Origin of the sequence: Herbiconiux moechotypicola (assembly GCF_024979255.1) — a bacterium.
Classification (GTDB): domain Bacteria; phylum Actinomycetota; class Actinomycetes; order Actinomycetales; family Microbacteriaceae; genus Herbiconiux; species Herbiconiux moechotypicola.
On record NZ_JANLCN010000004.1, the window covers coordinates 14,594 to 35,682 of the forward strand.

The following is a 21,089-nucleotide window of genomic DNA, read 5'->3' on the forward strand; positions in this document are numbered from 1 at the left end:
ATGCTCACAGTGGCGCTCGCTTCACGTACTCGCGGAGCGCCCGGGAGATCACTGCGTCGATGTCCTCGCCTCGTGCCGCGGCGATGAGACGAGCCGTCCGTTCAAGCTCGTCGGGAACCCTGGCGATGAGCTGCGTTGTCGTGGCTGTCATGCCTCAACTTTACGCGGTGTGGCCACACCCGACAAGACATAGATGATGATCACTCGCCATATGTCTGCGACACTTGTGACGTGCCGAATCAGCCGAAAACACCGAAGCGGGGATTTCGCATCCCTACTGACCTTTACGAGGCGGCCCAGGCCAAGGCGGCCAGTGAGGGTCGAACTATCAGCGATGTCGTTCGCGAGGCCTTGCATCTGTATGTGGAGGGCACCGCGGCGGGCGGTGCCGGCCTGAAGTCCTAAAGCCGTGCGCTGGCCAGGCTGGCGACGTTAAGTCGCCGGGTGGAGTCGGCTTGATCGCCAATGAATGCCGTTGACACCAGGCGCCTGCGGTCAGGGAGCTCGGGCATCACGAGGTCGCTACGGCGTTGCGGGCCCGCCTAGCGAGCCTTGAATGCGCCTGCGGCGGCGGCGCTCGCAAATCATGCTCTGAGGTCTGGCCAGTGCTGGGGCAGTAGCTCTTCTATGGTCACCTCGAGGACTTGGGCGAGCGCCATGACGTTCCGGAGTGAGGGGTTGGCGGGCGTGCCGGGCATCGACTCGCCGCGCTCGAACTTCTGGTAGGTGTAGCGGCTGAGGCCGGCCGCGTAGGCGACCGCCTCCTGGCTGAGGCCGCGGGCGTGGCGATGATGCTCGAGCGAGCGGCCGAGCTCTCGCGCGAAGTCGGGCCAAGATCCTTGAGGAGTGCGGCGGGGCATCCAACCAGCTTGATCGCCCTGTCACCTATGAATGGCCTCTTGTATATGGCACAATGATCGCATGGACACGCGACGTGGCCACATGACCAGCGGGCACACTGCGAAGAAAGGTGGGAGCCATGCTTCGGATGAGAGCTCCGCACACCCGCATGCGCCGATGTCGACAGTGCGATCTTCGCGTGGCACAAGCCGAGATGGTGAGCGGATGGAGCGCATGCTCCATGGATTGCGCCGACGAACTCTGGAGGCGGCTGCACGACGCCGAAGGCATCCACGCGGTGTACCAGTTGCTGCGCTACCGCAGACGCTGAGAAAGACCCTCCCGCATCACCCCCAAACGCCGGCGCCGACAAATATTAGCGTTCACATTAGGGCCAACCCCGCGATAACGCCATCCCCGAAAATCGATCCACATCGTGATGATTTCGCAATTGTGAAGGCTCACAATTTGTGTCATGCTTCTGGCCCAGCGGCACCGATGTGGTTGTCGCACCCGGCACCACACGCAGCAACGACGCGGCCGGGAGGCTGAACAGAGAGGTTCAACGCGATGAAGAAGACGTTCATCGGGCTGGCGGCGGCGGGGGCCATGCTCCTCACGCTGGCCGGCTGCGCCGGCGGGGGAGACACGACCGCCGGCAGCTCCGAAGGTCCCAAGCCGGTCGACGAACTCGTCGTCGGGTTCGCCCAGGTCGGCGCCGAGAGCGGCTGGCGCACGGCCAACACCACCGACATCCAGGCCGCGTTCAAAGACGCCGGCATCGAGCTCAAGTTCTCCGACGCGCAGCAGAAGCAGGAGAACCAGATCAAGGCCATCCGCTCCTACATCCAGCAGGGCGTCGACGTGATCGCGTTCTCGCCCGTGGTGGAGACCGGATGGGATGCGGTGCTCAACGAGGCGAAGGCCGCCGGCATCCCGGTGGTGCTCACCGACCGCGCCGTCGACTCGCAAGACGACTCGCTCTACGTGAGCTTTCTCGGCTCCGACTTCGTCGAAGAGGGCAAGAAGGCGGGCGACTGGGTGGTCGAGGAGTACAAGGACTCCACTGACCCCGTGAAGATCATCCAGCTCGAGGGCACCACCGGGGCCGCTCCCGCCATCGACCGCGCCGAGGGCTTCGCCGACGTGATCGCCGCCGACGACAAGTTCGAGGTGGTCGCCAGCCAGACCGGCGACTTCACCCGGGCCGGCGGCAAGCAGGTCACCGAGGCGCTGCTCAAGTCGAACCCCGACGTCGACCTCATCTACGCCCACAACGACGACATGGCGCTCGGCGCCATCGAGGCGATCGAGGCGGCCGGACTCACCCCGGGCGTCGACATCAAGATCGTGAGCGTCGACGCGGTGAAAGACGGCATGCAGGCCCTCGCCGATGGCAAGATCAACTTCATCGTCGAGTGCTCGCCGCTGCTGGGCAAGCAGCTCGTGCAGATCGTCGAGCAGATCAACAACGGCGAGACGCCCGAGAAGCGCATCATCACCGAAGAGACCACCTTCGACCAGGAGCAGGCTGTCGCGGCCCTGCCCGACCGGCAGTACTAGCAGCAGGGTGACGGATGCGCGGGCGGGCACCGCGCATCCGTCACCGCCGCCGCACCACCAGAAGTCCCTCGAAGAAGAGAGATCACATGACCGCACCCGTCGTCGAGATGACCGGCATCTCCATCTCGTTCCCGGGCGTGAAAGCGCTCGACGGCGTCGACTTCCGCATGTTCCCCGGCGAAGTGCACTCGCTCATGGGCGAGAACGGGGCGGGCAAGTCGACCATCATCAAGGCGCTCACCGGGGTGTACCCGATCGACAGCGGCTCGATCGTGGTCGACGGCGCCACGGTGTCGTTCAGCGGGCCGGCCGCGGCCCAGGCGGCGGGCATCGCCACCGTCTATCAAGAGGTGAACCTGCTGCCGAACCTGTCGGTGGCCGAGAACATCCTGCTCGGGCGGGAACCGCGCCGGTTCGGATCGATCGACGGCCGGGCCATGCGGCGGCGGGCGAAGCAGCTGCTCGAAGGGCTCAACCTCGACCTCGACCCCGGGTCGCTGCTCGGCTCGCACTCGCTCGCCGTGCAGCAGCTCGTGGCCATCGCGCGGGCGATCGACATCGACGCCAAGGTGCTCATCCTCGACGAGCCCACCTCGAGCCTCGACGCCGACGAGGTGGCCGAACTGTTCCGGGTCATCCGGTCGCTGCGCGACTCGGGGGTGGCCATCCTCTTCGTCTCGCACTTTCTCGACCAGATCTACGAGATCACCGACCGGCTCACCGTGCTGCGCAACGGCCGGCTCGTGGGGGAGTACCTCACCGAGGAGCTGCTGCGCATCGACCTCGTGCAGAAGATGATCGGCAAGGAGCTCACCGCCCTCGACGAGATCGGCCGGCGATCGCACACCGCAGAAGCGGCGGCGGCCGCGGCCGACGACCGGCCCGCGGACTTCGTGCGGGCGGAGTCGCTCGGGCGCAAGGGAGCCATCGAGCCGTTCGACCTCGTGGTGGGCGAGGGCGAGGTGATCGGGCTGGCGGGGCTGCTCGGCTCAGGGCGCACCGAACTGGCGCGCTTGCTCGGCGGCATCGACCGCTCCGACTCGGGGCGGCTCGAGATCACGGGAGCGGGCACGCGGCTGCGCACCCCTCGGCAGGCCATCTCGCGGCGGATCGCCTACTCGTCGGAAGACCGGCGGGGCGAGGGCATCATCGACGATCTCACCGTGCGCGACAACATCGTGCTCGCCCTGCAGGCCGACCGCGGCTGGTTCAGGCCCATCCCCAAGAAGCGGCAGGAGGAGCTCGCTCAGAGCTACATCCAGGCCCTCAACATCCGCCCCGCCAACGCCGACGCGCTCGTGCGCAACCTCTCCGGCGGCAACCAGCAGAAGGTGCTGCTGGCACGCTGGCTGGCCATCGCACCCCGCCTGCTCATCCTCGACGAACCCACGCGCGGCATCGACATCGGGGCCAAGGCCGAGATTCAGAAGCTCGTCTACACCCTCGCCGAGAACGGGATGAGCGTGGTGTTCATCTCGGCCGAACTCGAAGAGGTGCTGCGCCTCTCGCACCGGGTCGCCGTGCTGCGCGACCGGCGGCTGGTGGCCGACATCGAGAACGATGGGCTGACCGTCGACGCGCTGCTCGCGCTCATCGCCGACGGGTCGGTGGCCGACGAGCAGGCTCCGGATGCGGGGCAGGCCCCGGATGCGACACAGGCTCCGGATGCGGGGCGTCCCGCCGACGCCGGTGTCGGTCGCCCCGCCGAGAACCCGGGCTCCGCATCCGACCCCACCTTCGAGACCACGGGAGACCGACGATGAACGCCCTCCTCCTGCGCACCGTCACGAGCCGGCTGTTCTGGCCCGTCGTGATGCTGCTCGCCCTCGTGGCGATCAACGTGATCGCCTTTCCCGGCTTCCTCACCATCACGGTGAAGGATGGCCACCTCTTCGGATCGGTGATCGACATCCTCCGCAACGGGGCGCCGACGCTCATCATCGCGGTGGGCATGACGCTCGTCATCGCCACGCGGGGCATCGACCTCTCGGTCGGGGCCGTGGCGGCGATCTCGGGGGCGGTGGCCTGCTCCATCCTGCTCGGCTCCTCCGACCCCGGCTCGTTCGGAACGGTGGCCGTGGCGGTCGCGGTGGCGCTGCTCATCGCGCTCGTGCTCGGTGTGTGGAACGGGTTCCTGGTGTCGGTGATCGGCATCCAGCCCATCATCGCCACGCTCATCCTCATGACGGCGGGTCGCGGGGTGGCCATGCTCATCACCGAGGGGCAGATCCTCACCGTCGACAGCGCCCCGTTCAAGGCGCTCGGCTCGGGGTTCTGGTTCGGGTTGCCGGTCGCGGTCGTCATCGGCGCCGTCATCTTCGCGCTCGCCGCGCTGCTCACCCGGCGCACGGCGCTCGGCATGCTCATCGAGTCGGTGGGCATCAACCCCGAGGCGAGCCGGCAGGCCGGAGTGCGAGCTCGCGGTCTCCTCTTCACCGTCTACACCTTCTGCGCACTCTCGGCGGGGATCGCGGGGCTCATCCTCACCGCCAACCAGACCGCGGCCGACGCCAACAACACCGGGCTGTTCATCGAGCTCGACGCCATCCTCGCGGTGGTGATCGGCGGCACCTCCCTCGCGGGCGGGCGCTATTCGCTCGCCGGCACCCTCATCGGCGCCCTCGTCATCCAGACGCTCGTCACCACGGTCTACACGGTCGGCATCCCGCCGATCATCACCATGGTGTTCAAGGCGGCCGTCGTCACCGCGGTGTGCCTCCTCCAGTCGCCCGCCACCAACGCCGCGTTCGCGCGGCTGCGTCAGCGCATTGCCGCGCGCCACGCCCGAGTCAAGGAAGCAGCAGCATCGTGACGTCGACCCTCGACCGCCCGTCCGCCGGAACCCCCTCGGGGCGCGGGTCTCGCCGCTCAGCGGGCAGCGCCGGCAGCAGCACCCACGGCCGCAGCCGCAGCCCGTTCGACCGGCTGCGCGACGTGCTCACGAGCCCCAAGTCGGGGCCGGTGCTCGTGACCGCGGTGCTCTTCGTCGCCGTCTTCGTCGCCGGCGGCATCCGCTACCGGGGATTCTTCTCGGGGCAGGTGTTCCTCAACCTCTTCGTCGACAACTCCTACCTCATCGTGCTCGCGGTGGGCATGACCTTCGTCATCCTCACCGGCGGTATCGACCTCTCGGTGGGTGCGGTGGTGGCACTGTCCACCATGATCGCGGCCAGCCTGCTGCAGAGCGGATGGTCGCCCGGGGTGGTCATCCCGCTCATCCTGGTGCTCACGAGCGTGCTCGGGCTGCTCGTGGGGCTCATGATCCACGTGTTCAAGGTGCAGCCGTTCATCGCGACGCTGGCGGCCATGTTCCTCGCGCGCGGGCTCTGCTACGTCATCTCTAAGGACTCCATCTCCATCACGGAGCCCACCTTCGTGGCGCTCGCCGTCACGCGCATCCCGCTCGGTGGTGGACTCAGCATCACGCCGAGCGTGGTGATCGCCCTCGTGGTGGTGGCCGTGGCCGTGTGGGTGCTCGGGTTCACCCGGTTCGGCCGCACCGTCTACGCCATCGGCGGGAGCGAGCAGTCGGGAATGCTGATGGGGCTCCCGGTGGCGCGCACGAAGGTGATCGTCTACGTGGTGAGCGGATTCTGCTCGGGCCTGGCCGGCGTGCTGTTCTCGTTCTACACGCTCTCGGGCTACCCGCTCACGGCCATCGGCACCGAGCTCGACGCGATCGCCGCGGTGGTCGTCGGCGGAACGCTGCTCACCGGCGGCTACGGGTTCGTGCTGGGGTCGGTGCTCGGCGTGCTGGTGCTCGGGGTCATCCAGACCATCATCACCTTCGAGGGCACGCTGTCGTCGTGGTGGACCAAGATCTTCATCGGTGCGCTGCTGCTGGTGTTCATCATCCTGCAGAAGGTGCTGACGGCGCGCAGGAGGTGAGGCGGCCAGAGGCCCCCACCCCCGCGATAATACGTAGACGCGCAGAACCCCGCGCCGATGAGGACCCACGGTGACTGAAGACGACAAGGCGAGAGCCGCCACGATCTTCGATGTCGCGCGCCTGGCGGGAGTGTCGCACCAGACCGTGTCGCGGGTGCTCAACGACCTGCCCAACGTGCGGCCGGCCACCCGGCAGCGGGTCGAGAACGCGATCCGGCAGTTGCGCTACGTGCCGTCACCGGCCGCCCGGGCGATGGTGACGCGGCGCTCGCGCACCATCGGGCTCATCACCACGGGGTCGGCCGACTTCGGGCCGTCGTCGACCGCGCTGCACTTCAACGAGACGGCACGGGATGCGCGCTACGCGGTGATCACCGCCGGGCTGCTCGAGGCGGATGCGGTGCACGTGCGCAGCGCCGCCGAGCTGCTGGTGCGGCAGAACGTCGAGGCGATCGTGCTCATCGCGCAGCAGCGCGCCGCGGTGGAGGGGCTGGCCGGGGTCGATCTCGGGGTGCCGGTGGTGGCGGTGGCGTCGGAGGATCGCGGGGCGGCGCATCGGGTGTCGCTCGACCAGTACGGGGGTGCGCGGGCGGCCGTCGATCGTCTGGTGGCGCTCGGGCATCGGGACATCCGGCACATCGCCGGACCGCCCGACTCGATGGACGCGGCCGAACGGATGCGCGGCTGGTTCGGCGGGCTCGCCGCACACGGGCTGGTGAGCCGCGAGCCGCTCGTGGGGGACTGGACGCCGGCGAGCGGGTACGCCCACGGGGTGCGGCTGGCGGAGGAGCGGGCGGCGACGGCGGTATTCGTGGCCAACGATCAGATGGCGCTGGGACTCATCCGGGCCTATACCGAGGCCGGGCTCTCGGTGCCGGGCGACGTGAGTGTGGTGGGGTTCGACGACATTCCGGAGGCGGCGTTCTTCTCGCCGCCGCTCACGACCGTGCGGCAGGACTTCACGGTGCTCGGCAGGGCGGCGATGGAGACGGTGCTCGAGGTGCTGGGGGAGCGGGCGGCGCCCGCGGATGGCGCGCCGTGGGCCGGGGTGACGCTGGTGGAGCGGGCGAGCACGGCGGCGCCGGCGGTGGTGTACGTGCCCTGAGTTCTGCCAGTGGTGGACACGGGCGGCGGGCGCTGCCACGCTGAAGCCATGAGCGCAACGATGCCGCGGTACACGGACGACTACCTCCGCACCCTCACCTCGGCCGCGTACCTCTGGGCCTGGCCGCTCATCAACATGCACAACCGGCAGTCGGTCATGAGGGCGGTGCCGCATCCGGGGCTCATGGGCGGCATCGTTCCGGTGGCGCCGCTCGGTTCGCTGTGCATGCTGCACGACTACGTCGAACCGCAGGAGCGCCTCGTCGCGTGCCCGAATCAGGATGTCGCCTACGGCTTCGGCATGGTGGCCGCGGAGGCCGGACCCTCCGTCATCCAGGTGCCCGACTTCGGGGAGCGGTTCTGGGTGTACCAGGCGGTCGATCAGCGCACCGACTCGTTCGTGCAGCTCGGTGCGATGTACGGCACCGCGCCCGGCTTCTATCTCCTGGCGCCGACGGGGTGGAGCGGCGAGGTGCCGGAGGGGATAGCCGGGGTGTTCCGCTTCGACACCGCGGTCGGCGTCGTCATCCCGCGGGTGTTCATGGACGACACCGCCGAAGACCGGGAGGCGATCCAGCCGCTCCTCAACGGCATCAGCATGTATCCCCTCACAGAGTTCGACGGCACCGTGAAAACGGTGGTGTGGGCGGACTGCCCGTCTTTCCCCGCTGCGGATGCCACCGGATCAGGAGCCGAGACCAGGTGGGTGGCGCCCGAGGCCTTCCCCGAGTCGCTCCGGGCGGTGCTCGACGAGGTGCCCGCCCGGGACGGGGAGGCGGCGCTGTACGACTGGTTGTTCACGCTCACGGAGGCCGCGGCTGCCGACCCGCATGCCCACGACGTGATCGTCGGTGCCGCGACGTCGGCCGACAGCGGCCTGGTGCAGGAGCTGTTCGAGTTCCGCAACATCGGAACCCCGGCGACCGGCAACTGGTCCACCACGCGAAACGGCGCGCACTTCGGCACCGACTACCTCACGCGCACCGCGATGGCGAAGGCCAACATCTTCGTGAACAGCGCGAACGAAACCTGCTACTACTACCTCGACGTCGACGCATCCGGTGACCGGCTCGACGGCACGCGCCGATACAGCGTCACGTTCCCGTCGGACGGGCTGCCGCCGGTGAAGGGGTTCTGGTCGCTCACGCTCTACAACGAGCACCACTTCTTTCACGAGAACGATCTGCACCGCTTCTCTCTCGGCACCAAGAACACCACCCTGCAGTTCGCCGACGACGGCGCGCTCACCCTGACCGCCGGCGGTCCCGCACCTGCCGACCCCGCGGAGTCGGCGAACTGGCTCCCCGCGCCGGAGGGACCGTTCTCGCTCTTCCTCCGCGCGTATTGGCCCACGGAGGCGGTGCTCGAACAGTCGTGGACTCCACCGGATGTCGTGCGCGTGAACTGAGCACCGGATCCGCCTTCGCACGCAGCGCGGCCGGCCTGTACAAAGGCCCTGGGATGCCGGTAGCTTTCAAGCGGGTTGGTTCGCCGTGGACGGGGGAATGGCAATGGGGTCAGACAGCAGCGTGGCGACGAACCGGCGCCGGATGCGCGGACGAATCGGAGCGATGATCGGTGCGATCGCGGTGATCGCCGGCACGATGCTCGCCGGAGGTCTGCCCGCCTCGGCGGCGCCGGGCGACGAGGGCGAGTCCGACTCCGCGCCGTTCGTCAACACCGTGCCGCCTGTCATCAGCCCGGAGGACCCGGTGTGGGGCATGCCGGGCGCCGACACGCTCACCGCCACACCCGGCACGTGGAACCAGAAGTACGACTCCATCTCCTACCGCTGGTTCGTCACCGACCAGGACGGCAACCCCTCCACGCAGTATCCCGACTACGTCTCGACCGACAACCCGTGGAAGACGGGCAACTCCTCCGGCAAGTACGCCGGCCAGTTCTTCGTGGTGCAGGTGCACGTGTTCCTCAACGACGGCACCTACGGCACGGCGGTGAGCGATCCGGTCTATTTCGCGCCCCAGGGGCTGCAGTCGGGCAAGGTCTCGATCGACGGCGACGGTGTCGTGGGCTCGAAGCTGAAGGCCAAGTTCGACGACTGGGAGGTTCCGCCGAACGGTGAGGCGTACGACTACGAGTTCTCGTGGGCGGCGAACGGCGTCCCCATCCCCGAAGCGACCTTCGACACGTGGAAGGTCACTTCCGAGTACGCCGGGCAGAACATCACCGTCACGATGGTCCTCCAGGCCGAGGGCTACTACGTCACCCCCGTCGTCTCCGACGGGCTGCAGATCGCCGACGTGCAGAACGTGGTCGCGGGCGAGACGGTCGACGCCACCGAACTGCCGGAGGGAGGCGTGGAGTTCGTGCTCGCCGACCCGGGGGCGCCGGCCTGGCTCGACTTCGGTGCGCCCGACGAATCCGGGGCCGTGACGGTGTCGGCGCCCGTCTTCATCACGACGCCGGTCGCGGCGGTGTCGATCCCGGCGGGCACGACGATCTCGAGCAGCGACCCTGCGTGGCAGGGGCTCGTCGCCCTTCCCGGGGTCGTCGACGACGTGGACGTGCCTGTCGAGGCGGGGTCGCGCGCCGACGTCGCGCTCGCGGTCGAACTGGGCGATCCGGATGCGACGCTCACCTTCAGCCGCACGGTTCGCCTCCTGCTGGTGGGCCAGGCCGGCCAGCTCGCGGGCTTCGTGCCCGGGGGCGGCGACAGCTCGGCGTTCAGCGAGATCGCGCTCGCCTGCGACGCCGACTCGCGCGAGGCCGCAGACCAGCAGTTCGACGGGGCGGCGCTCGCCTGCTCGATCGACGTCGACAGCGACCTCGTCATCCAGACGCGGCACTTCACGACCTTCGTCGCCTACACTGTCACGGCGGCCGCCTCGACGCCCACTCCGACCCCGACACCGACCTCGACGACCGCGGCTTCCACCCTCGCCGCGACCGGATCGCCGATTGCGCCGCTCCTGATCGCGGTGGTGCTTCTCGGAACCCTCGGCCTCGCCTCCGTGGCCGTCGCCCGACGTGCAGTGCGGAAGGGCTGAAACGGGGAACTGAACGGGCGTTCCGTGCTCACTGCGGGGGCATGGGGCGGTGCCGGTGCTCGCGGGGCGCACGGCGTCAGGCGCGCGCGAGCGCTCCCTCGAGCCAGGTCTGGGCGCGGGTGATGAGGGCCTGGGCGACCGGGGTGGTGGCGGCCCAGTTCTCGAAGCCGTGCACGCCGCCGGCGACGACGTCGGTGTGCACCTCGACTCCGGATGCGCGGAGGCGGTCGGCATAGGCGCCGTCCTCGGCGGCGAACAGCTCGATGTCGGCCCAGCTGAGGAAGGCGGGTGGGAGGCCCGTGAGGTCGGGGCGGCGCGCGGGGGAGGCGTAGGGCGGCACGGCTGCGTCGGAGGGGTCTCCGGGCGCCCGGCCGAGGTAGCCGCTCCATCCCTCGCGGTTGCTCGCGTTGTTCCACACGAAGTGGTCGAGCGCGTCGAGCGACCGGTCGGCGGCGGTGCGGTCGTCGATCATGGGCGCGAACAGCCACTGTGCCACGGGTTGCACGCCGCCCTCGTCGTGGAGGCGCTGCACCAGCCCCGCGGCCAGCCCGGCCCCGGCGCTCTCACCGCCGATCGCCAGGCGTTCGGGGTCGACGCCGAGGTCGCCCGCGTGAGCGACCAGCCACGACCAGGCCGCGTGCACGTCGTCGTGGGCGGCGGGGAACGGATGCTCGGGAGCGAAGCGATAGTTCGCCGACACGATCACGAGGCCGAGCCGCTCGGCCGTCGACAGGCACAGGCTCTCGTCTTGCTTCGCGTCGCCGAAGAGCAGGCCGCCGCCGTGAATCCACAGCAGCGCGGGGGCCGCAGCATGAGTCGGCGCCGCGCCGCCACCAGCCGCCTCCACCGGCTCATACACACGCACGGATGCCGTCGCGAGCTTCACCGTGCGCACCCGCACCGCCTCGCTGCGCGGCACCCGCAGCATCCGCACCGCCACCCGCAGCAGCCACCGCGGTGCCTTCGCCTGGGCACGCTTCATCGGCTCCCGCAGCTCCGGCAGCACCGCCTCGATCTCCACGCCCCCAGTATCCCGCGCCGGACGGTAGCGTGGGGCCGTGGAGGTGCCCAAGCGCACGCGGCCGAACTGGATCGCGGTCATGCTGTCGTCGAGGCGATGGCTGGTGGCGTGCGCCATTTCGGTCTCGCTCTTCATCGCGTCTCTCGCGACTTCGGCGGGCTGGCTCACCTGGATCGCGGTGGTGGGCGGGGTGCTGTCGGTGACCGGGATGCTCAACTGGTGGAGCGCGGGATTCAGGCCGACCGGAGTGCGCATGCTGATCACGAGGCTCACCGTGATCGGTCACGACGACGCAGTGCCCCTGCGATGCTCCATCGAGTTCTTGGAGGCCATGGCCGCGATGCGGCTCGACGCCGAAGACCTCACCCCGCTCGACTACCTCGCCTACACCGACGACGAGACCGCGTTCGCCGTGTGGCAGCTACGCCGGGGCGAGGCCGACGCGCTGTTCCGCTGCGAGTGGGCTGCGGTGGCGAGGGCCGAGTTCGGTGAGGCGCACAGCGGCACCGCGATCGAGCGGGCCATCGTGCTGGTGCTCGCGCCCGAGGCGGCCGGGGTGCGCATCCCGCTCGCCTTTCAGGAGCTGGCGGGGCGGAGGCTGCGGCCGGTCGACGACGAGGCGCTCCACGCGCGAGCCGAGTGGCTCGAACGGCGGGTGGCGGCGCAGTCCGCCTGATCGGCTCAGCTCGTCTGCCTCACCGAGCGCGCGAAGGCTTCGGCGTGCAGCTGCAGGCCGGTGATGTTGTCGAGACGGGCCGCCTCGGCGTCGAAGCCGATGTAGGCCATCGGAGGGAGCTTGCGCACGTTCGCCGAGCATCCGAAGTCGGCACAGATGAGGGTGCCGATCGTGTTGCCGTTGCGGCCCGCGGCGCCCGCGCGCTTGGCGGAGTAGAACACCACCTCGTTCGTGAGGTTCACGTCGGAGCACCACGAGCACTGCGCACGGGAGAGCGGCCTCTTGTCGGACTGCTTGAGCACGACGCCGACGGGCTCGCCGTCGACCTCCGCCACGACGTAGCTGCGGCGGGCGAGCTTGCGGTCGTGCCAGCCGAGGTAGTCGAGCGAGTCGAACGACAGCGTCTCGAAGTCGGGCGGAAGGGTCACGTCGGAGACCTCTTTTCGTGACGCGTTGACGAAAGAGGCGCGGATCTGTTGTTCGGTCAAGGACAGCATCGTGGAATCACCAATCACCGATCGAAATCGGTCTTCAGGCCGGACGGCCGGGGGAGTGCCCGCGAATCACGCGGGCGGAGATCATGATCGCGCGACGCACTGCCGCGCGCAGGGGCTACCGAGGGAAACGGCTACCTGGTGCCGGCGAGAACGACGCCGGCGACCTCCCCACGCCCCGCGGGCGACATGATTCGACTGGTGGATGACACATGATGATTCTACCGCCGCTCTCGACAGGTGTGGTCAGTCCGCCTGATCGGGGGCGGTGATGTAGAGCTTGCGCAGCCCCGCCTCGGTGCGCCACACCGTGCGGTCGCCCTCGCGGAGCGTGACGACGTCGCCCGGACCGATCGTGACGAACGGTCCGTCGCCGATGCTCAGCTCGCACGAGCCGGACAGCACCACGAACACCTCGTCGACCTCCACGTCGCGGGCGGTGCCGGCGGTGAGCTCCCACAGTCCGTAGGCGGCACCGGAGACCGCGCCCAGTTCGAGGAAGCCGGTGCGGGGTTCGCCCTCCATCACGAGCTCGGCCGGCAGCGCCTCGAGCGGCAGCTCGGTCGAGAGCGAGCGGTGGATGCGGTCGGCGGTCGTCATGATCCCGAATCCTACGCGGGGCGGGTGGCGGGGACCCAGGTCCCGCCCGTAACCCGGCTGAAACGAGCGGTCGGTAGGCTGCGGGATGCGCGCCGGGAGTCCGGTGCGAGCGAGACGTGAGCGGGAGGAGGCGACGTGAGCGAGCACGAGTTCTCGAGCTACCCGTCGTCGTGGAACCGCGGCGCCATCGCGCACGGGCACAGGTAGAGACGCCACCGGGCGGGCCTTCGAGCCCCGCCCCGCGCATCCGATTCTCTCCTCACTCATTCGTCTCAGCCTGAAAGACCGTGCCCTCATGACCGACGGAAAGCTCCGCCTCGCCCTGTTCCTCTTCCCCGGCTACCACCTCGGTGCCTGGCGTCTGCCCGACGCCGTGCCCGAGCTCGACCTCGGCATCGAGCACTACGTGCGCGCCGCCGAACTCGCCGAGGCCGCCAAGCTCGACGCCGTCTTCTTCGAAGACCAGGCCGCCGTGCGTCGCAGCAACGACATGCTCGCCGGCGACCGCTACGGCGTCGCCAACCCCCGCTCCATCCACTTCGACCCCACGATGGTGCTGCCCGCCCTCGCCATGCGCACCAGCCGCCTCGGCCTCGCGGCGACCTCCACCACCACCTTCAACGACCCCTACAACCTGGCCCGCCGGTTCTCCACTCTCGACCACCTCAGCCACGGCCGCGCCGGCTGGAACCTCGTGACCTCGTTCAACGAGGACGAGGCGCAGAACTTCGGCCTCGAGACCCACGTGGCGCACGCCGACCGCTACGCCCGCGCGAGCGAGTTCGTCGACGTGGTCACCGGCCTCTGGGACGGGTGGGATGCGGACGCGATGGTGCACGACAAGGAGAACGGCGTGTTCTTCGACGTCGACCGGATGCGCTTCCTCCAGCACGAGGGCGAGCACTTCCGGGTGCGTGGGCCGCTCACGACGGGGCGGAGTCCGCAGGGGCGGCCCGTCATCTTCCAGGCGGGGTCGTCGGAGCCCGGCCGGGCGCTGGCGGCGCGCACCGCCGACGTGGTGTTCACGCTGCAGTCCGATCCCGAGTCGGCGAAGGCCTTCCGCGATGACATCCGGGCCCGTGCCGCGGCGTTCGGGCGCGACCCCGACACGGTGAAGATCCTCGCCGGCATGACCCCGATCGTGGGCGACACCGACGAGGAGGCGTGGGCGCTGCGCGACCGCATGATGGAGCTCATCCCCGAAGACCTCGCCATCTCGAACCTCATGCCGCTCGCCGGCGGCTACGACTTCAGGCAGCACGACCTCGACGGGCCGATGCCCGAGCTGCCCGAGTCGAACGCCGGCAAGTCGCACCGGCAGGCGATCATGGACATCGCCCGGCGCGACGGACTCTCCATCCTCGAGACCGCCCGCTACTTCGCCGAGGGCAGCTACTTCAAGATGATCGGGTCGCCCGCCACCATCGCCGACACCATGCAGGCCTGGCTGGAGGCGGAGGCGGTGGACGGGTTCCTCGCGGTGCCCACGCATTTCCCGACCGGCGTGGAGGACTTCACCCTGAAGGTGGTGCCGGAGCTGCAGCGGCGGGGGCTGTTCCGCACCGAGTACGAGGGTGCGATGCTGCGCGAGAACCTGGGGCTGGCGCAGCTGGACTGACCTGGTTAGCGTGGCCGGTGGGGAGGCTCGACGACCGTGGGCGGGGTGGCAGGTGGGGTGAGCGCGGCGGGGCCGGGCGGCGGTGGTACTCACATCGGCGGCGCTGGCGGGCGGGCGGTCTGGATCGACGTCGCGCGCGGCGTGTGCGTCATCCTCGTGGTGCTGCTGCACGTGCGCATCTTCGTGTTCGAGCCGCTCGTGCCCGAGGAGGTCGACACCCGCGCCTGGCGCGAGTTCACCGAGTTCTTCGGCCCCTTCCGGCTGCCCCTGCTGTTCGCCCTGTCGGGGCTGCTCGTCTCCGAACGGGTGCGGCACGGCTGGGGCGACCGCCGCAACCTGCTGCGTGTGGCCTCCTCGTACTGGATCTACCTCGTGTGGCTCACCGTCTTCGCGCTGATGTCGCTCGCGGTCACCGCATCCGGTGTGCCCTTCAAGATCCACTCGGTGCCCGACTACCTGCTGCAGCTGGTGCTGCCCGACACCATCCTGTGGTTCGTGTTCGCGCTCGCCGTGTATGTGGCCGTGCTCACCACCCTGCACCGGGTGCCGTGGCCTGTGGTGCTCGGGGTGTTCGCGGCCGTAGCCGTCGGGTCAGGGCTGGTGCCCGCATCCGATGCCGAGGCCATGTGGGTGCACATGCTCTACTTCGGGGTGTTCTTCGCGGTCGGGGTGCACCTGCCGCGCGTGCTCGTGTGGCTGGCGGGCGGGCGGATGCTGCCCAAGCTGCTGGTGTGCCTGGTCGCGTTCGTGGGGCTGCTCGAGCTGTGGGAGCTGACCTCGCTCGGCGACATGCTCGAGTCGGGTCTGCGGCTGGTGCGGGATGCGGCGGCGATCGCGCTCGCGGTGGTGGTGTGCAGTCTGGTGAGCCGGGTGCCGGGGGTGTCGCGCGTGCTCGCGGGGGTGGGGCGGCGCACGCTGCCGGTGTACGTGATGCAGTTGCCGTGGTTGTGGGCGCTGTATCTGCTGCCATTCGTGCGCTCGCTGCACGGCAGTGACGTCGCTCTGTACCTCGGGCCGGTGGTGGCGACGGCCGTGATCGTGGGCGGCTCGCTGCTGCTGCACGCGGGGATGGAGCGCACGCCGTTGCGGTACGCGTTCCGGTTGCCGCCGGTGCTTGTGGCGCGCATCCTGGGGCCGGTCGGTGCCGGTGCGGGTGGTGCCGATGCCTCTGCCGGAGGCTCAGCCGAGGGTGGTCGTGCGAGGGCCTTCCGCTCGGAGGCTCCGGGTCACTAGAGTTCGAGCAGATGCGGGAGGGGGCTCCACCATGACGTTGACCGATGCCGAGCTCGGCGAGATCGAAGCGGCGAACTCCTCGGGCAAGACGCCCGTGGTGTTCGTGCACGGACTGTGGCTGCTGTCGAGCAGCTGGAAGCCGTGGCGCGACCTGTTCGAAGACCAGGGGTACGCCACGCTCGCGCCCGGCTGGCCCGACGACCCGGCCACGGTCGAGGAGGCCAAGGCCGACCCGGATGCGTTCGCCGGCAAGATGGTGCAGCAGGTCACCGACCACTACGCCGAGGCGATCGCGGCGCTCGACCAGTCCCCGGTCGTGATCGGCCACAGCTTCGGCGGGCTCATCGCGCAGAAGCTCGCCGGGCAGGGGCTCAACGCCGTAACGGTGGCGATCGATCCCGCCCAGTTCAAGGGCGTGACCGCGCTGCCGACCTCGGCGCTCAAGTCGGCCGCGCCGGCGCTGCTGCGGTTCAACCACACCAAGCACGGGGTGACGCTCACGTGGGAGCAGTTCCAGTTCGGGTGGGTGAACGCGCTCGACGAGGAAGAGGGGCGTTCGCTCTACGACACCTACCACGTGCCGGCGTCGAGCGTGCCGATCTTCCAGGCGGCGACGGCGAACTTCAACCCGTTCGCGGAGACGAAGGTCGACACCGAGAACCACGAGCGCGGGCCGTTGCTGCTCATCGCGGGGGCTTCGGACAACACGGTGCCGCAGGTCGTCGTGGAGAACGAGTACCGTCTTCAGGCGAAGAACCCGGGGGATACGGAGCTGGCGATCATTCCGAATCGGGGGCACTCGCTGATCATCGACTCGGGGTGGCGTGAGGTGGGCGACACGGCGCTGGAGTTCGTGCAGCGTTACCTGCCGTAGGGGGCGCCGCACGGCGGGTTGCGTGAGGTTGGTATGAGCGCAGCTTCAGAAGGTGAGTGTGCCTGAGAAGTACCTTTCCGATCTGTCGTTGAAGCATGCGCCGCGCATTCGAGCGCTGACGTAGAACGTCTTCGCTGGGATCAGTTGCGAACCTGTGGTTGCAAGGCCGAAGACTTTCGTACCCGTCGGGCTCGTCCAGGTCGGAGACGTTGTGAAGTGGGTGTTCGACGTGTCGCGGAGGCTGAGCGCGGTCGAGCCACCGCACTGCGCGGTCGTGGCCATCGCCATGGAGATTGTGCCAGTTCGGGCGTGATACCGCGCCGTCGTATAGTTCACAAGTGCGCCTGGATCAGGGGTTGCTCCCGTGATGGTCTGCGACACCGCATACGCCGCTGCCGGTGCGAGGACAATCAGGAAGAATGTCATCAACGCGGCGATCGCGCACGTAGCCGCGCGGTCGAGGGCGCTCACCTCTCCCCTTCAATCTGCTCGATGAACCCGCTGCAGGTGCCGATGCGGTAGTCCTGCTCGAGCGTCTTCGGCCCTTCGCCAGCCTCGACTGGGTCGACTACCGCAGTTTTCCAGAGGTCGACGTCTGGATAGTGGTCCTTCACCGCAGGCAGGCCGGTGAACTTGTCAATCTCAGCCAACGCGGTCCGCTGCCCTGCGCTGTCGTTCGTGTCGACCGCTTCGAGATAGGCATGTTCCCAGGTGCACAGCCAGTAGAACGACGCAGTGATGCCCGCGAGGCCGTCTTCATTGACTACGCCCTCGTCGGCCATATTGCCGGGCGGGTTCGCGGGCCATTCCGTGCCAGGAGCTAGCTCTTCGGGGAAGGTCGAGGTATCGGCTTTCCAGATTCCCGGCATTTCTGTTGCCGCATGGAAAGTGGAGGGCGCTGCGGGCTGACTCTCGTTGACCGCCGATGCGGCCATGGCGACTCCGCATGTGGACGCGAGCGCAGTGATGCCTGCCGCTGTGATCAAGGCTGCGCGGACAGGCCGAGAGCTCTGGCGTTGGTGTTTCATATCGCTGACTGTAGGGAGTCCCAAACCTGAAGAAAATACACAATTGGTTCACTGTTGATCAGGCGCGCGTAGGGATAACCTCGTGCGATGCAGATCCTGAGGCCGATTCGAGTTGCTGCGGCCGCGCTCGTCACGGTTGGTGTCACAGTGCTCGGCGGGTGCGCGGAAGTACCCGATTCTCTTGCTGATGAGTCGCTGACACCTGTCGTCGAGTCACCAACTGTTGCCACCCCTCAGCCGGTCTCCGACGATCTCGAGTCGACGTGCGGCGAGGTTTCGCGGGCGCTGAGCGGGTACTTCAACGCTGACGACGGGTACTCCCGAGGAGAGCTGACGGCGGATGAGTGGATTGCCGAAGTGCACGCATCCACGGCGGTGCTCGAACTACTTCTGGAAAAAGACTCCTCGGTCGAAGTGGGGGCCCTGGTGGGGGGTGCCCGCCTAATTCCTGAGGACCCTTCGCCAGGATTCGTCGCAACCAACTCTTCGAGTTATCCGGCTGGGCCCATCGTCGAGGCGTGCGAGGAGAACGGCACACCGATCGATATCACGAGGCGTTACCCTGCCGAGCCGAGGTGATCGGTGGGTGCCGCTGCTTTCGATCGGTTGGTGCTCGCGGCGAGTCAGAAGCTGAGAGTGCCAGAGAAGAATCGCTCGGAGTCGGGGATGTAGCACCTGCCGGTCATCCGCGCGCTCACATAGAAGACTCCCTTCGGGATGAGCTGCGAGCCGCTGGTCGCGAGCCCGAAGTACTTCGTTCCCGTGGGGCTCGTCCAGGTCGGTGAGGTCGTGAAGGGAGTCCCAATGCCGTTCCTCAGGCTGAGCGCGGTCGACCCTCCGCACAACGCCACGGTTCGCATCGACATGGAAAGAGTTCCGGTCTGAGCATGATTGCGTGCGGTCGTGTAGTTCTCGAGCCTTCCGGGGACGGGTGTCTGGCCCGTGATGACCTGAGTGAGTGCATACGCGGTGACGCCAGGTCCGGCGATCAACGCAGTGATGGCGAACACGGTGGCCAGAGTCTTTGTGAGCATCTTCATTGGTTGGCTCCGTTGAAGTCGGAGAGGCTGTTGCAGGTGAGCCCGTGAAAGTCTTCTTCGATTGTCGAGGGGCCTTCGCCGGCTCGCACGGGGCCGACCACCGACTCGAGCCACAGATGTGCATCGGGGAAGTGTGCCTGAACCGCGGGCAGCTCGGGAAACTTGTCGATCTGCTCGAGCGCGGCGTGCTGGCCCTCGATGTCTTGCTTCTCGAATGCATCTAGGTACGCGCGTTCCCAGGTGCATAACCAATACGTCGAGGCGATCATCGCCGACATTCCGTCTTCGTTGGCCACATCTTCGTCGGTCATGTTGCCCGGCGGATCGGTCGGCCATTCGGCACCCGGAGCTAGTGCCTCAGGGAACGTCGATGTGTCTGCCTCCCAAATCCCCGGCATCTCGGTTGGATCGTGAAATGTCGGGGTGGTCGTCGCCGCCAGAGGGGGCTCGTGTGCGTTCATCGCGGACGCTGCTGCGGCGACTCCGCACGCCGAGGCGAGCCCAGCCACTGCGGTGGCGAGGAGAAGTGTGCGCCGAATGCTCGGCACTGTCGGCCGTTTGTTGTTCATGGCACCGACTGTAGAGAGATCCTCACCTGAAGAAAACACACCGTTGGTTGATTGTCTTGTCGGCGAACGTCGCGTTACGTTCGGCGAATGCGGATCCGACCACTAGCGGGGGCCGGCCTGGTTATCATCGCCTGCGGCCTGTTCCTCGCTGGCTGCGCAGGCGGGCAAGAAACAAGCCTGCCCACGCCGGGCGCTGCTGCAGACTCTGCGTCAGCTGATCCCGTCACCGACGCAAATCTGGCTTCGCTCCGAAAGTCGCTGCAGAACGAGTTTCCTCAGGCAGAGGTGCCTGACGTCGAGGTCGTCCGATACATCGCCGAGGATGAGTATGGACAAGTGAGGGCGCAATGTTTGACCGATGCGGGATTCCCGACCACGGCCGGCGACGACGGTGGCCTCGGGGGTTCGTTCACTCGGGACCGCGCTCAGGAACACGCGCTCGCGAACTACGTCTGCGCAGCCAAGTTTCCGTTGGACCCCAAGTACCAGGTCCCTCTCACCGCCGATCAGGTCTCCGTCCTATACGACTACTTCGTCGATGCATTGATCCCATGTCTCGTGGACCATGGCCACATGATCGGGGAGCCGCCCACGCGGGAAGGGTTCTTCCGTGACTTCGCCGAAGGCCGACAGTGGACTCCGTACCTGGATCTCGGTCGAGATGCTGCGCTCAGCGAGCTCGAGAAGGCGTGTCCGTCAGTGCCCGACGACTTGGTCGAGTAGATGCGACGAGCGGTCAGCTGCTCGGGTGAGTCTGTAGCCCGCCTTGGCGCGCCACACGAGGCGGCTCGCTGCCCGGGTCGTTTGCGCATCAACCCTGCTCAGTGAGAGTTCTTCTCGAAGAGCAAGGCGATCCGGACAGCTTCGACGCGAGAGCCCACACCGAGCTTGCGATAGATACGATGGGTGTGGTGCTTCACGGTGCCTTCGGCGAGGTTGAGGTGGCCGCCGATGGTTCTGTTCGAGTAGCCGAGTGCGAGGAGCTTGAAGACATCGCGCTCGCGAGCAGTCAACGGCAGGTGCTCGGATGCTGAATCGCGGGACGACTCCGAGCGCGGTGGAGCGTCTGGGTTGACCGCTCTGAGGAGATCGTCGAGAGTCGCGCGGGCGGTGAGATGCGCAGTCATCCCCACTGCGACTTCGGAGTCGCGTGGCTTGTGAACCCGCCACGGACTCAGTGCGAGTATCCGGGCGCTCGGCCATCTCTGTCGCATCGCTCGTGGATCCAGTGCTCCTGGCGGGCTTGCGGCCGGGTCTGAGATCAGCACCACGACCTGCGGCGGCTGGTGGCCGATCGACTCGTGCTCCTCAACTCCTGCTTCGGAGGGATGAGTCAGCGTGATCCCATACTGGGTGGAAAGGAGCGCGACGATACCCTCGCGAACCAGCTCCGGACCGCCGACGACGGCGACACGCGTGCCCTGCATGAGTCCCGCCTTCCCGCTCGTGTCATCCCGAGCGCTTCAGAGTAGTCAAAGAAATGAGGGATGCTTGCTGAATTCCACACCCAACCTTCGTTCACTCGACTCGCCT

At 68.0% G+C, this 21,089-nt stretch carries 23 protein-coding genes; 13 read left to right on the plus strand and 10 right to left on the minus strand.

All coding sequences use genetic code 11. From position 1 onward, the window contains the following. Window positions 1–4: 4 nt before the first annotated feature. Window positions 5–151: a hypothetical protein gene (locus N1031_RS07265; protein ID WP_259478951.1), complete on the minus strand. Its 147-nt coding sequence runs from the start codon at window positions 149–151 to the stop codon at window positions 5–7. Window positions 152–584: 433 nt separating this feature from the next. Further along, the gene (locus N1031_RS07270; RefSeq protein WP_259478952.1) at window positions 585–860 is read right to left on the minus strand and encodes a helix-turn-helix domain-containing protein; all 276 of its coding nucleotides are present in this window, start codon (window positions 858–860) and stop codon (window positions 585–587) included. 550 nt (window positions 861–1,410) lie between these two features. On the opposite strand from N1031_RS07270, the gene N1031_RS07275 reads away from it, so the two are divergent. From N1031_RS07275 to N1031_RS07305, 7 genes are all read left to right on the plus strand, one after another. After that, the gene (locus N1031_RS07275; RefSeq protein WP_259478953.1) at window positions 1,411–2,403 is read left to right on the plus strand and encodes an ABC transporter substrate-binding protein; all 993 of its coding nucleotides are present in this window, start codon (window positions 1,411–1,413) and stop codon (window positions 2,401–2,403) included. A gap of 86 nt (window positions 2,404–2,489) precedes the next feature. Further along, window positions 2,490–4,166 carry a sugar ABC transporter ATP-binding protein gene (locus N1031_RS07280; RefSeq protein ID WP_259478954.1) on the plus strand — a complete coding sequence of 559 codons (1,677 nt, stop codon included), beginning with the start codon at window positions 2,490–2,492 and terminating at the stop codon, window positions 4,164–4,166. After that, complete coding sequence (locus N1031_RS07285; protein ID WP_259478955.1) at window positions 4,163–5,215, plus strand: ABC transporter permease; 1,053 nt, start codon at window positions 4,163–4,165, stop codon at window positions 5,213–5,215. The genes N1031_RS07280 and N1031_RS07285 overlap by 4 nt, the downstream gene beginning before the upstream one ends. Continuing rightward, window positions 5,212–6,291, plus strand: coding sequence for a galactofuranose ABC transporter, permease protein YjfF (gene yjfF, locus N1031_RS07290; protein WP_259478956.1), 1,080 nt, complete (start codon window positions 5,212–5,214; stop codon window positions 6,289–6,291). Before N1031_RS07285 ends, yjfF begins: the two co-directional genes overlap by 4 nt. 70 nt (window positions 6,292–6,361) lie before the next feature. Further along, window positions 6,362–7,396, plus strand: coding sequence for a LacI family DNA-binding transcriptional regulator (locus tag N1031_RS07295; RefSeq protein WP_259478957.1), 1,035 nt, complete (start codon window positions 6,362–6,364; stop codon window positions 7,394–7,396). Between the two features lie 48 nt (window positions 7,397–7,444). Then, window positions 7,445–8,803, plus strand: coding sequence for a DUF1214 domain-containing protein (locus N1031_RS07300; RefSeq protein ID WP_259478958.1), 1,359 nt, complete (start codon window positions 7,445–7,447; stop codon window positions 8,801–8,803). A gap of 163 nt (window positions 8,804–8,966) precedes the next feature. Next, window positions 8,967–10,403 carry a hypothetical protein gene (locus tag N1031_RS07305; protein ID WP_259478959.1) on the plus strand — a complete coding sequence of 479 codons (1,437 nt, stop codon included), beginning with the start codon at window positions 8,967–8,969 and terminating at the stop codon, window positions 10,401–10,403. Between the two features lie 76 nt (window positions 10,404–10,479). On the opposite strand, the gene N1031_RS07310 is transcribed toward N1031_RS07305, so the two are convergent. After that, the gene (locus N1031_RS07310) at window positions 10,480–11,424 is read right to left on the minus strand and encodes an alpha/beta hydrolase (protein ID WP_259478960.1); all 945 of its coding nucleotides are present in this window, start codon (window positions 11,422–11,424) and stop codon (window positions 10,480–10,482) included. Window positions 11,425–11,461: 37 nt separating this feature from the next. Between N1031_RS07310 and N1031_RS07315 the strand changes: the two genes are divergently transcribed. After that, a complete protein-coding gene (locus N1031_RS07315) occupies window positions 11,462–12,100 on the plus strand; it encodes a hypothetical protein (protein ID WP_259478961.1) in 639 nt (212 codons plus the stop codon). A gap of 5 nt (window positions 12,101–12,105) precedes the next feature. Here the strand turns inward: N1031_RS07315 and N1031_RS07320 are convergent, their stop codons facing one another. Together N1031_RS07320 and N1031_RS07325 are read right to left on the minus strand one after the other, a co-directional pair. Further along, entirely contained in the window at window positions 12,106–12,597 is a 492-nt protein-coding gene (locus tag N1031_RS07320) for an FBP domain-containing protein (RefSeq protein ID WP_259478962.1), read from the minus strand. A 243-nt stretch (window positions 12,598–12,840) separates the two neighbouring features. Next, window positions 12,841–13,194, minus strand: a complete 354-nt coding sequence (locus N1031_RS07325; RefSeq protein ID WP_259478963.1) for a cupin domain-containing protein — start codon at window positions 13,192–13,194, stop codon at window positions 12,841–12,843. Window positions 13,195–13,489: 295 nt separating this feature from the next. On the opposite strand from N1031_RS07325, the gene N1031_RS07330 reads away from it, so the two are divergent. From N1031_RS07330 to N1031_RS07340, 3 genes are read left to right on the plus strand one after another with little or no spacing between them, the layout of a single operon-like run. After that, entirely contained in the window at window positions 13,490–14,812 is a 1,323-nt protein-coding gene (locus N1031_RS07330; protein WP_259478964.1) for an LLM class flavin-dependent oxidoreductase, read from the plus strand. A 36-nt stretch (window positions 14,813–14,848) separates the two neighbouring features. After that, window positions 14,849–16,045 (plus strand): acyltransferase family protein, encoded by a 1,197-nt coding sequence (locus N1031_RS07335; protein WP_259478965.1) that lies wholly within the window; start codon window positions 14,849–14,851, stop codon window positions 16,043–16,045. Between the two features lie 31 nt (window positions 16,046–16,076). Continuing rightward, complete coding sequence (locus tag N1031_RS07340; protein ID WP_259478966.1) at window positions 16,077–16,919, plus strand: alpha/beta hydrolase; 843 nt, start codon at window positions 16,077–16,079, stop codon at window positions 16,917–16,919. 45 nt (window positions 16,920–16,964) lie between these two features. On the opposite strand, the gene N1031_RS07345 is transcribed toward N1031_RS07340, so the two are convergent. Beyond that, on the minus strand, window positions 16,965–17,390 hold the full coding sequence (locus N1031_RS07345; protein ID WP_259478967.1) for a hypothetical protein: 426 nt from the start codon (window positions 17,388–17,390) through the stop codon (window positions 16,965–16,967). Next, window positions 17,387–17,854: a hypothetical protein gene (locus N1031_RS07350; RefSeq protein ID WP_259478968.1), complete on the minus strand. Its 468-nt coding sequence runs from the start codon at window positions 17,852–17,854 to the stop codon at window positions 17,387–17,389. Before N1031_RS07350 ends, N1031_RS07345 begins: the two co-directional genes overlap by 4 nt. A 180-nt stretch (window positions 17,855–18,034) precedes the next feature. On the opposite strand from N1031_RS07350, the gene N1031_RS07355 reads away from it, so the two are divergent. Further along, complete coding sequence (locus tag N1031_RS07355; RefSeq protein WP_259478969.1) at window positions 18,035–18,526, plus strand: hypothetical protein; 492 nt, start codon at window positions 18,035–18,037, stop codon at window positions 18,524–18,526. Window positions 18,527–18,570: 44 nt separating this feature from the next. Here the strand turns inward: N1031_RS07355 and N1031_RS07360 are convergent, their stop codons facing one another. Continuing rightward, on the minus strand, window positions 18,571–18,987 hold the full coding sequence (locus N1031_RS07360) for a hypothetical protein (protein ID WP_259478970.1): 417 nt from the start codon (window positions 18,985–18,987) through the stop codon (window positions 18,571–18,573). Continuing rightward, window positions 18,984–19,556, minus strand: a complete 573-nt coding sequence (locus N1031_RS07365; RefSeq protein ID WP_259478971.1) for a hypothetical protein — start codon at window positions 19,554–19,556, stop codon at window positions 18,984–18,986. The genes N1031_RS07360 and N1031_RS07365 overlap by 4 nt, the downstream gene beginning before the upstream one ends. Before the next feature lie 285 nt (window positions 19,557–19,841). Here N1031_RS07365 and N1031_RS07370 point away from each other — a divergent pair, with 285 nt between their 5' ends. Next, complete coding sequence (locus tag N1031_RS07370; RefSeq protein WP_259478972.1) at window positions 19,842–20,279, plus strand: hypothetical protein; 438 nt, start codon at window positions 19,842–19,844, stop codon at window positions 20,277–20,279. 98 nt (window positions 20,280–20,377) lie between these two features. Here N1031_RS07370 and N1031_RS07375 read toward each other — a convergent pair whose 3' ends face one another. Next, a complete protein-coding gene (locus N1031_RS07375) occupies window positions 20,378–20,983 on the minus strand; it encodes a response regulator transcription factor (RefSeq protein ID WP_259478973.1) in 606 nt (201 codons plus the stop codon). Window positions 20,984–21,089: the final 106 nt, after the last annotated feature.

Excerpts from the sequence above, each read along its gene's own strand:
- N1031_RS07265 (WP_259478951.1), bottom strand. The coding sequence starts at position 151 with ATGACAGCCACGACAACGCAGCTCATCGCCAGGGTTCCCGACGAGCTT.
- N1031_RS07270 (WP_259478952.1), bottom strand. The coding sequence starts at position 860 with ATGCCCCGCCGCACTCCTCAAGGATCTTGGCCCGACTTCGCGCGAGAG.
- N1031_RS07275 (WP_259478953.1), top strand. The coding sequence starts at position 1,411 with ATGAAGAAGACGTTCATCGGGCTGGCGGCGGCGGGGGCCATGCTCCTC.
- N1031_RS07280 (WP_259478954.1), top strand. The coding sequence starts at position 2,490 with ATGACCGCACCCGTCGTCGAGATGACCGGCATCTCCATCTCGTTCCCG.
- N1031_RS07285 (WP_259478955.1), top strand. The coding sequence starts at position 4,163 with ATGAACGCCCTCCTCCTGCGCACCGTCACGAGCCGGCTGTTCTGGCCC.
- N1031_RS07300 (WP_259478958.1), top strand. The coding sequence starts at position 7,445 with ATGAGCGCAACGATGCCGCGGTACACGGACGACTACCTCCGCACCCTC.
- N1031_RS07305 (WP_259478959.1), top strand. The coding sequence starts at position 8,967 with ATGATCGGTGCGATCGCGGTGATCGCCGGCACGATGCTCGCCGGAGGT.
- N1031_RS07320 (WP_259478962.1), bottom strand. The coding sequence starts at position 12,597 with ATGCTGTCCTTGACCGAACAACAGATCCGCGCCTCTTTCGTCAACGCG.
- N1031_RS07325 (WP_259478963.1), bottom strand. The coding sequence starts at position 13,194 with ATGACGACCGCCGACCGCATCCACCGCTCGCTCTCGACCGAGCTGCCG.
- N1031_RS07330 (WP_259478964.1), top strand. The coding sequence starts at position 13,490 with ATGACCGACGGAAAGCTCCGCCTCGCCCTGTTCCTCTTCCCCGGCTAC.
- N1031_RS07340 (WP_259478966.1), top strand. The coding sequence starts at position 16,077 with ATGACGTTGACCGATGCCGAGCTCGGCGAGATCGAAGCGGCGAACTCC.
- N1031_RS07350 (WP_259478968.1), bottom strand. The coding sequence starts at position 17,854 with ATGGCCGCATCGGCGGTCAACGAGAGTCAGCCCGCAGCGCCCTCCACT.
- N1031_RS07355 (WP_259478969.1), top strand. The coding sequence starts at position 18,035 with ATGCAGATCCTGAGGCCGATTCGAGTTGCTGCGGCCGCGCTCGTCACG.
- N1031_RS07360 (WP_259478970.1), bottom strand. The coding sequence starts at position 18,987 with ATGAAGATGCTCACAAAGACTCTGGCCACCGTGTTCGCCATCACTGCG.
- N1031_RS07365 (WP_259478971.1), bottom strand. The coding sequence starts at position 19,556 with ATGAACAACAAACGGCCGACAGTGCCGAGCATTCGGCGCACACTTCTC.
- N1031_RS07375 (WP_259478973.1), bottom strand. The coding sequence starts at position 20,983 with ATGCAGGGCACGCGTGTCGCCGTCGTCGGCGGTCCGGAGCTGGTTCGC.